Here is an 8,609-nt window from a genome sequence, read left to right as displayed (position 1 = left end):
ATATATGTTTACTCATCCGATACGGATTTTACGCCTTTTGATACGGGGGCTTATGCTTCGAGCACGACCTATGTCTCTGGGAACGCGGTTAAGAAAGCGGCGGAAAAGCTTAGGGATCAGATTCTTGATGTAGCTTCTGAGATGCTTTTGGTTGAAAAGAACCTGCTTTTCCTGAAGGATGGGAAGGTGTTCGTTAAAGGCGATGATGGAAGGAGCGTCTCCCTAAAGGATATAGGTTTAAGAAGTCTCTATGTGAGAAACCAGCGCCAAATAGAGGCATCAGCTTCCTTCGTATCTCCAGTTTCACCTCCTCCTTTTGCCGCCCACTTTGCTGAGGTTGAGGTGGATGAAGCGACGGGATTCGTTAAGGTTTTGAGATATGTCGTTGCGGTCGACTGCGGTAAGGTTATAAACCCTCCTCTTGCGAAGGGGCAGGTATTGGGCGCTATAGCTAATGGGATAGGATACGCGCTTTTTGAGGAAATGAAGTTTAATGGGAAAGGTAAGCTCCTTAATGGTGATCTTTCTCTTTATAAGATTATAACGGCGGCGGACATGCCGCCGGTTGATGTCATATTCGTTGAGACCGATGAGCCCACGGGACCCTTCGGCGCTAAAAGCGTTGCTGAGATATGCATAAACGGTCCGATTCCCGCCATAGCGAATGCCATATATGATGCCGTGGGAGTGAGGCTTTGGGAGAATCCTTTTACGCCGGAAAGGGTTCTTAAGGCTCTTAGGGGGTGAGCGCCTTTGCCAAGCATGGGAGAGAGGATTATTAAGGTTGATGCCTACGATAAGGCAAGAGGGAAGCATTTTTATCCATCTGACTATTACGAAGAAGGTATGCTTTATCTTGGGCTTAAGAGGAGCGAGCATCCTCACGCTATTATAAGTAATTTGCATCTTAAAGAAGCCCTTAAGGTTCCTGGAGTTGTTAGGATTTTTACCTGCAGAGACATAAAGGGAACTAACAGATACGGGGTGGTGAGGAAGGATCAAGAGGTATTGGTCGAGAGAAAAGCAAGGTATGTTGGAGACCCTATATGTCTTGTCGCTGCTGAGAGTAAGGAGGCGCTTTCTCGCGCTCTTTCGCTTATAAAGGTGGATTACGAGGTTCTTCCGGCTGTTTTTGATCCCCTTGAGGCTCTGAAAGATGACGCTCCTTTAGTTCACGAAGGAGGAAATCTTTTAAAGAAGCTTTCGGTAAGCGTTGGAGATGTGGAGAAGGGCTTTGAAGAGGCTGATGTTGTGGTTGAGGGAGAGTATGTATATCCTATCATAGATCACGCTTCACTCGAAACGGAGGCGGGCTTTGCTAAGTGGGAGGATGGCAAGATAGTTATTTGGGCTGGCACTCAAACCCCGTTTAGAGACAGAAGGGAGATATCCGAAGCTTTGGGAATACCGGAGGATATGGTTAGGGTTATAGCTCCCTTTTTCGGGGGAGGCTTTGGAAGGAAGGATGGCATTACCGTTCAGATACACCTTGCCCTCGCGGTTCTTTATCTTAAGAGGCCCGTGAAGCTCGTTTACTCGAGAGAGGAATCCATTCAGTCGAGCTATCATAGGCATCCCGCGATCATGAGGTATAGGACCGGAGCTAAGCGGGATGGAACGCTTACGGCGGTTAAGGCTGAGCTCTACTTTGATACCGGTGCTTACGCGAGCTTTGGTGCTGAGGTTATGTCCTTGGCGGTGGAGCACTTCGGAGGTCCATATAAGATACCGAATGCTCATGTTGACGGGTACGCCGTCTATACCAATAATGTTGTGTGCGGAGCCATGAGAGGCTTTGGGGTTCCTCAGGTGAACTTTGCTTTTGAATCGCAGATGGATGAGCTTGCCCTTGTCCTGAAAATGGATCCCTGGGAGATAAGGTATAAAAACGCCATAAGAAGAGGAGATAAAAGCCCTATAGGGCATACGCTTATATATAGCGTTGGTTTAAGAGAAGCTTTAAAAAAGCTTAAGAAAAGCGATCTTTGGAAGAAGAAGGATGGACTGCTTAAGACTAACTCACCTTTCAAGAAAAGAGGCTGGGGAATAGCGTGTTCATATCAGGGAGGAGGCCTTGGCGTGGGTATACCTGACTATGCCGAGGCGAAGATAGAGCTTCTCCCAGATGGGAAATACAGGGTATATGCTGGGATATCAGACATGGGTCAAGGAAACGCGTCAAGCTATGTTCATATAGCCTCCATGGTTTTGAACGCTCCCATGGAGCTCTTTGAACTCGTGCTTCCCGATACAGATAGAACGCTCGATAGCGGACCCTCTTCCGCGTCAAGAACGACCTATATATATGGCAAGGCGCTTGTTCAGGCATGTGAGCAGCTTAAAAACGATATGTTCTATGCGGTTTCAGAAAGGTATGGCGTTTCCGTAGAGGAGCTTCAGCTCAAGGAGGATAGTGTTGCTTGGAACGAGGGAAGTGTTAGCCTTTCCGAAGTCTATGAGCTTCTTCCTCCAGAGAAAAGAGTTTCTACATCCTATGTTGAAATGCCTCTTGCCAAGGATAGGAGAGAAATAGGTAGTGGGCTGCCCCATATTATCTATGCTTTTGCTGCTCACCTTGCGTTGGTGGAAGTAGATACCCTTACAGGAGAGGTGCGCGTCTTAGGGTATGCTACGTCAACCGATGTTGGTAAAATACTTAACCTATCTCTCTTTGAGGGGCAGGTTCAAGGAGGGGTTACTCAAGGCATAGGAGCAGCTTTGATGGAGGAGATAAAGCTTTCGAACGGGAAGGTGCTAAATCCGGACTTCACCACTTATATGATACCTACCGCTTCTGATATTCCTGATATAGAAGTTTTAACGGTTGATGGCTATGAGCCCACGGGCCCCTTTGGCTTAAAGGGAGCAGGTGAGATAAGCGTTGATGGTCCTCCACCTGCCATAGGAAATGCCATAAGAATGGCGATAGGAAGAAGGATGAGAAAGATTCCCTTCACGCCGGAGAAGGTGCTTATGGAAATATTGAAGGGGGATAGCGGATCTTGATACTTTCCAATGCTGTTATATGGACTAACGATGGATCTCTTGTAGAGAAAGGATGGATAAGAATTGAAGGAGGAGTGATATCAGAGGTAGGAAAGGGAATTCCTTTTTCATCCGATCTCGATCTTGCTGGAAAACTGGTTCTTCCGGGATTGGTTAACATTCACTCTCATCTTTATAGCAGTTTGGTCAGAGGAATGCCAATAAGCGTTTCTCCTCAAAGCTTTTTGGGGATACTCAAGGAGATTTGGTGGAAGCTTGATCTTCACCTTGATGAGGAATCCGTTTATTACAGTGCTCTTGTAGGAGGAATAGAAAGCCTTAAATCTGGAATAACTGCTATAGTTGATCACCATGCGAGTTACGGTTGTGTAAGAGGAAGTTTGCTCCTTTTAAAGAGAGCGCTTGTTGATGAGCTTGGTATGAGAGCGGATTTATGTTATGAGGTTTCTGATAGATGTGGGAGGGAGAAAGCGGAAGAGGCTATAGAAGAGAATCTGAGCTTTATAGAGCTATCGCTTAAGGAGGGGAACGGTTATTTCAAGGCTCATTTGGGGCTCCACGCTTCCTTCACGTTGTCTGATGAGACGCTTCAAGCTTGTGTTGGATCTGCTCCGGAGAGTGTGGGGTTTCACATTCACTTGGCTGAAGGCCCCGAAGATCAAAGGGACTCTATTGAGAAGTATGATCTCAAGGTTGTTGAAAGACTTGACAGATGGGGCATCTTGAGGAAAAACACCATCGTGGTTCACGGGATAGATTTAAGCGCTGGTGAGAAGGATATCCTGTCTTCACGAGATGTTTTCTTTGCCCATTGTCCTCAATCTAACATGAATAACGGAGTAGGGACGGCGGATCTCAGCTCCATGTTTGACAGAGGAATAAAAGTATGCCTTGGGAACGACGGTTATGGCTTTAACATTTTAAATGATCTTAGGGTAGCTTTTCTTTTACAGAAACACGAGAAAAGGGATTTTAACGCTGTTAGCCTTGAGGAAATATGTAATACTTTTCTGAAGAATAATTATGAGGCTTTGGAATCTTTCTGGGGAGGAGAGCTTAAGTTTGGAAAGATAGCTCCCGGATATGCTGCTGATCTGATTGTTCTGGATTATAATCCTCCCACGCCCCTAAATGCTGATAACTTTTTAGGGCATCTTCTGTTTGGAATAGCGGATAGCCTAAAAGTCGATAAGGTTATCGTTGGAGGGAAAGTTTTGCTTGATAGTGGAAAAGTTCTTAATGTTGATGAAGAAAGGGTTTTTTCGGAAGCTGAGAAAGTGGCAAAGAGGCTTTGGGAGAGGGTGATCGAAAATGCTTGAGATGGAGGTTTTTGGGATAAGGTTCAGAAACCCCTTGCTTGTTGCTTCTGGTCCTCTAACGGATAAGCCTGATAAAATCAAGAGACTTGCTCGAAGATCAATTGGGGGAATAGTTCTTAAGACTATATCCACTAAACCTGCTGAGGTGAAAAGACCTCTTATAGCTAAGATTGGCTGTGGGCTACTGAACTGTGAGCTCTGGTCTGAGGATCCTCCGGAAAGGTGGGCGCAATCCTTTCTGCCGGAAATAAGGAAGGAAGTTGATCTTCCCATCGTGGTAAGTTTGGGGTATAAGCCTGAGGATATACAGAGGCTCGTGCCTATGTTGGATGAATTTGCGGATGCTTTTGAGATATCCACACACTATACTGGAACCGATGTTGAGCCTATCTACAGGATATGTAGAGCAGCCAGCTCTCTCACCAAGAAGCCGATCCTTATTAAGATGAGCCCTCATTTTGGAAACGTGATTGATTTTGCAAAGGCTGCGGTTGATGGAGGAGCGAGTGGTATAGTGGCTATAAACTCATTGGGGCCAGGCATAGTCATAGACGTGAGAAAAAGAAAAAGCAAGCTGGGAGAGAAATATGGCTGGCTCTCAGGACCTCCCATAAAACCGATAGCTTTAAGATTCGTGTATGAGATTAGAAAGGCGGTCAACGTTCCTATCGTAGGAGTTGGGGGAATATCGAGTGCGCTTGATGTCATTGAGTTTATGATGGCTGGTGCTACTCTCGTTCAAATTCTCTCTTCCGCTATTCTTAAGGGAGTGGATATATTCGATGAGATAGCTCGCGATCTTCCTCCGCTTCTTGAGGAGCTCGGCTTTAAGAGCCTGGGCGAGGTAATAGGGGTGTTTGAGGATGGGTGAGGTTATAGGGTTAAGGTGCGTGAGTTGTGGCAGGACATACTCCCCAGAGGAGGTATTATATACATGTCCTGCCTGTGGAGACAGGTATGGGACTCTCGAGGTCATATATGATCTTGAGATGTTCAAAGGTTTTGGATATGAACTATCCATGTGGAGGTATCTCCCTCTTTTACCGGTCAAGAGGAAATCCGTTCCGCTGAGAGTTGGATGGACGCCCCTTTATAGAGCTTCATATATTGCCAAGGCACATGGTATAAAAGAGCTTTATATAAAAGATGATACCGTTAACCCCACATCTTCCTATAAGGATAGGGCATCTGCCATTGCGATAGGGGTAGCTCGTGAGAGGGGCTTTAAGGTTATATCCTGTGCTTCTACGGGAAACGCAGCGAGCTCATTGGCTGGTCTCTCGGCGAGCGTTGGACTGAAAAGCGTTATTTTCGTTCCGAAAGATGCTCCAAAACCAAAGCTTGCCCAGCTTTTCGCTTACGGCGCGGAGGTTTATCGCGTTGATGGGAGCTATGATGATGCCTTTGATCTATGTAGAAAGGTTTCTGAGATCAAGGGATGGTATAACAGGTCTACTGCCATAAATCCTTATCTTCTTGAGGGGAAGAAAACAGGAGCTTTTGAAATAGCTGAAGCTCTTTCCTGGAGATCTCCAGACAGGATATTCGTTCCTGTTGGAGACGGGACGATAATAAGCGCTATATGTAAGGGATTTAGAGAATTAAGGGAAGTTGGTCTCGTTAAGGAGATACCTCAGATAATAGGTGTTCAAGCGAAGGGTGCTGAGTTCGTCAAGCTTTCCTTTGAGAGGGGAGAGATTGTGGATGGAGAGGCTAAAACCTTTGCAGATAGCATATGCGTGGGCAAGCCAAGAGATGTTGTCAAAGCCATGAAGTATTTGAAGGAACTTGGTGGATTGATGATCTCAGTTTCAGATGATGAGATTCTCTCAGCTATTTTTGAGCTTTCCACCTTAACGGGCATTTTTGCTGAACCTGCTGGAGCTGCAGCATTTGCTGGTTTCTTAAAAATGTCGCATGAGGATGCCTTTTCCTCGGATGAGGAAGTAGTTCTTCTTATAACGGGAAGTGGGCTGAAGGACATTGATGCGGTATTTAAAGCTTCTCTTGATGCCCCTCTCGTTTCTAAGGATCCGGACGAGTTTTTGGAAAGGTATATGGAGGTGGATGACTTTGAGAATTCGCTTTAAGATAAACGGAGAGGAGAAGGAAGTCGAGATAAGGGAGGATATGACGCTTCTTGAGCTTATAAGAGATGTGCTTCATCTTCACGGAACCAAAAGCGGTTGTGAGATGGGAGAATGCGGAGCTTGTACCGTGCTTTTAAATGGAAAACCAGTTCCATCCTGTATTACTTTAGCGGTTAAGGCGGACGGAGCTGAGATCACGACTATAGAGGGAATTTCCAATCATCCCCTGATAGACGCCATGGTGAAGGAGGGAGCAGTTCAATGTGGTTTCTGCTCGCCTGGAATGATAGTGAACCTCGCTTCATTCCTTGATGAATCCGCTGATCCGTCTCGTGAGGAGGTAAGAGAGGCTCTTTCGGGAAATCTTTGTCGTTGCACCGGCTATCAGAAGATAGTGGATGCCGTTATGGCTGTAAAGGGAGGTAGGAAAGAGTGAGTTTTAAGGTTCTGGTGCCGGGAAGCTTAAGGGAGGCTCTCGAGATTCTCTCAGATGGGGGTAAACCTATAGCTGGTGGGACAGACCTTCTCGTCAGGATAAAGAGGGGGCTTGAAAATCCCGGCTTGCTTGTGGATATAACCAGAATACCGGAGCTTAGGATCTTTAGAAGGGAAAGCGGAAAACTCGAAATGGGGGCTTTGTTCACGCATACGGAGCTTCTCTCGATGGATATACCACCTTTGCTTAAAAGTGCTCTTTCGGTTATAGGATCTCGTCAGATAAGAAATCTTGGGACGATAGGTGGCAATGTAGTTAACGCTTCCCCAGCAGGAGATAGTTTACCGGCGCTTTACACTTATGAGGCTCAGGTTAAGCTTGTGAGCCTTGAAGGGGAGAGGGTTCTTCGCATTTCAGATTTCATAAAGGGGCCTGGTCAGACGGACCTTAGGAATGGAGAGCTTCTCCTTTCTATCCTTTTAAGGGATTTCCCCGACGATTACAGGTTCATATATCGCAAAGTTGGGCAGAGAAGCTCAATGACCATTTCTATAGCTTCTATTGCCGTTATTTATCGCCTTAGTGATGGCTTTTTTGAGGACATCAGAATAGCTTTGGGAAGCGTGGCTCCAACCGTAATAAGAGCCTATAAGGCTGAGGAGTTTTTGAAAGGCAAGCCTATTTCAGAGGATATACTTAGAAAGGCGAGCCTAATGATAGAGGAGGTGGTGTCTCCGATATCTGATGTCCGAGCTTCTGAAGAGTATAGGAGAAAAGTAAGTGGGAGACTTATACTTAGCCTTCTCGAGGAGGTGTGAAGTTATATGAGGAAGATATTGATTGTTTTACTGGCGTTGATTTTTGTTGTAGGAACCCTTTCTGGCTTTGCCCTCGCGGGCGAAAAGAAGCTAAAGGTGGGATTTATCTACATAGGTCCGGTTGGGGATGCGGGATGGACATATGCTCATGATCAGGGGAGAAAATATATAGAGAGGAAGTTTCCCAATGTTGATACGGTTTACCTTGAATCGGTTCCCGAAGGAGCGGAGGCAATTACCGCTATGGAGAACCTAATAGCTATGGGCTGTAAGGTTATATTTGCCACGAGTTATGGCTACATGGATGCGGTGCTTCAGGTTGCAAAGAAGCATCCCGATGTGGTTTTCGTGCACTGCTCTGGCTACAAGAGGGCTAAGAATGTAGGAACTTACTTTGGCAGGATATATGAGGCAGAATTTTTGAGCGGAATCGCCGCGGGCATGATGACTAAGAAGAATAAGATAGGTTATGTTGGGGCTCATCCGATCCCCGAGGTCATAAGGGGAGCTAATGCTTTTACTCTTGGTGTTAGAAAGGTAAATCCGAAGGCGACGGTGCACGTTGTGTGGGTGAATGCTTGGTATGATCCCCCCACTGAAAAGGAAGCAGCTTTGAGCCTGATAGAGGCTGGTTGTGATGTTATAGCTCAGGAGACTGATTCTCCCGCTCCTCAGCAAGCTTGTGAGGAAAAGGGCGTTTACTGCATAGGTTATAATACCGACATGAGAAAGTTTGCTCCCAAGTATAACCTGACCTCTCGCGTATGGCACTGGGGAGTAGTATACTCCTATATTATAAAGAGGGTCTTAAATGGCACTTGGAAGAGCGAGGATATCTGGTGGGGAATGAGAGAAGGCTTGGTTGGTTTGGCTCCGTTTGGACCAATGGTTCCCAAGAAAGTTAGGAATATGGTTGAGAAGTACAAAAAGCTCATAGTTT

Annotated in this window: 8 protein-coding genes; all 8 read left to right on the top strand. The window is 46.0% G+C overall.

Annotation, left to right across the window (positions count from 1 at the left end):
- On the top strand, positions 1-747 hold a 747-nt coding region (locus tag J7M13_08845; GenBank protein ID MCD6364083.1), incomplete at its 5' end, for a xanthine dehydrogenase family protein molybdopterin-binding subunit.
- A gap of 6 nt (positions 748-753) precedes the next feature.
- Positions 754-3,006 (top strand): xanthine dehydrogenase family protein, encoded by a 2,253-nt coding sequence (locus J7M13_08840; protein ID MCD6364082.1) that lies wholly within the window; start codon positions 754-756, stop codon positions 3,004-3,006.
- Positions 3,003-4,325 carry a putative aminohydrolase SsnA gene (gene ssnA / locus J7M13_08835; GenBank protein MCD6364081.1) on the top strand — a complete coding sequence of 441 codons (1,323 nt, stop codon included), beginning with the start codon at positions 3,003-3,005 and terminating at the stop codon, positions 4,323-4,325. The genes J7M13_08840 and ssnA overlap by 4 nt, the downstream gene beginning before the upstream one ends.
- A complete protein-coding gene (locus J7M13_08830; GenBank protein ID MCD6364080.1) occupies positions 4,318-5,196 on the top strand; it encodes a dihydroorotate dehydrogenase in 879 nt (292 codons plus the stop codon). The genes ssnA and J7M13_08830 overlap by 8 nt, the downstream gene beginning before the upstream one ends.
- Complete coding sequence (thrC, locus tag J7M13_08825) at positions 5,189-6,415, top strand: threonine synthase (protein MCD6364079.1); 1,227 nt, start codon at positions 5,189-5,191, stop codon at positions 6,413-6,415. Before J7M13_08830 ends, thrC begins: the two co-directional genes overlap by 8 nt.
- Entirely contained in the window at positions 6,393-6,851 is a 459-nt protein-coding gene (locus tag J7M13_08820) for a (2Fe-2S)-binding protein (protein ID MCD6364078.1), read from the top strand. Before thrC ends, J7M13_08820 begins: the two co-directional genes overlap by 23 nt.
- Positions 6,848-7,669, top strand: a complete 822-nt coding sequence (locus J7M13_08815) for a xanthine dehydrogenase family protein subunit M (protein ID MCD6364077.1) — start codon at positions 6,848-6,850, stop codon at positions 7,667-7,669. Before J7M13_08820 ends, J7M13_08815 begins: the two co-directional genes overlap by 4 nt.
- 6 nt (positions 7,670-7,675) lie before the next feature.
- A partial coding sequence (locus J7M13_08810) for a BMP family ABC transporter substrate-binding protein (GenBank protein ID MCD6364076.1) occupies positions 7,676-8,609 on the top strand: 934 nt, incomplete at its 3' end.

The organism is Synergistota bacterium, assembly GCA_021159885.1.
Taxonomy (GTDB): Bacteria; Synergistota; GBS-1; order GBS-1; family GBS-1; genus AUK310.
The sequence above is the reverse complement of the archived record's forward strand: the minus strand, read 5'-3'. Positions and strand labels throughout refer to the sequence as shown.

Coding starts and splice junctions, on each gene's coding strand:
- thrC (MCD6364079.1), top strand. CDS start 5,189: ATGGGTGAGGTTATAGGGTTAAGGTGCGTGAGTTGTGGCAGGACATAC.
- J7M13_08830 (MCD6364080.1), top strand. CDS start 4,318: ATGCTTGAGATGGAGGTTTTTGGGATAAGGTTCAGAAACCCCTTGCTT.
- J7M13_08820 (MCD6364078.1), top strand. CDS start 6,393: ATGACTTTGAGAATTCGCTTTAAGATAAACGGAGAGGAGAAGGAAGTC.